This window comes from Bartonella sp. AA1HLJMS (assembly GCF_042197445.1).
Lineage (GTDB): Bacteria > Pseudomonadota > Alphaproteobacteria > Rhizobiales > Rhizobiaceae > Bartonella.
This window is the reverse complement of record NZ_JBHIRW010000234.1, coordinates 1-954: the sequence shown is the minus strand read 5'-3', so window position 1 is coordinate 954 and position 954 is coordinate 1. Positions and strand designations below refer to the sequence as shown.

Below are 954 nucleotides of genomic sequence, written 5' to 3'. Positions count from 1 at the left end.
ATCAACCTCATTCATTGCCTCATCAAAAACTTCCTCAAGTACACAGCATAAATGCCTTACGCTTACCTCTTCCTCAAAAAATTTCAATCCCTTTGCCTTAAAATCCACCCCTTTGCCTCAATGCCTCGTTGTCAATCTGGCCCCCCCCCAAAAATGATAAAGCCCTAAAATGATAAGGATTAATCATTTGGCAAGCCGCCGCATGAATACCAGCGCCTCTCACAATTCCATAACCAAATTGCACAAAACCTTTTTCATCCAGAGAGAGAAACTGTCCTTCACGGTCTCGTAAATAAATAGATGTCCCTCTTTTCTTTCAATTTTCCCCCTCCACCCCAAGCTCTTTAAAAGCACTGTTACACTTTCTATGGAGCAAAACGTGTGCTTTTGGCTCACCTTCTCTATGCGTCTTGCCTCTCCACCTGCAAGAAAATGGGCTTTTTTTCCCCAAACACCAGAATATCTTTTGCTTTAAGTATAGATTTTTCGCTCTCAATATCGCTTGGTAAAACACATTTTTATGCTTGATAAAAAGAAAATAAGTTACAAGATTTTCTCTCTTTAAGAGAACAGAAACAGCAAGTAAAGTCCAAGAGCGGCCTCTCTTCACTTTCCCCTCAGCACTCAAGCAAGAATCCTACTCAAGCAAGAGCCTCAATTCTTTTCAAAACACGACACAAATATAAAAAGGCATAAAACGAGAAGTGTCCCCCATGCTCCTTAATGAACAAGTCAAAGGCAAGGCTCAATAAAAGCCCTCTTCACTTTCCTCTCAGCACTCAAGCAAGAGCACCAACTCAAGCAAGAGCCTCAATTCTTTAAAAAAACACGACACAAATATAAAAAGGCATAAAACGAGAAGTGCACCCCATGCTCCTTAATGAACAAGTCAAAAGCAAGGCTCAACAAAAGCCTCTCTTCACTTTTTCCCCTCGCTCATTTTCCCCTCGCTCA

General features: G+C 41.2%; 1 protein-coding gene. It reads right to left on the bottom strand.

Annotated elements, in window-relative coordinates; all coding sequences use genetic code 11:
• Positions 1–97: 97 nt before the first annotated feature.
• Positions 98–244, bottom strand: coding sequence for a hypothetical protein (locus ACFIQE_RS10845; protein ID WP_375707750.1), 147 nt, complete (start codon positions 242–244; stop codon positions 98–100).
• Between the last annotated feature and the right edge of the window lie 710 nt (positions 245–954).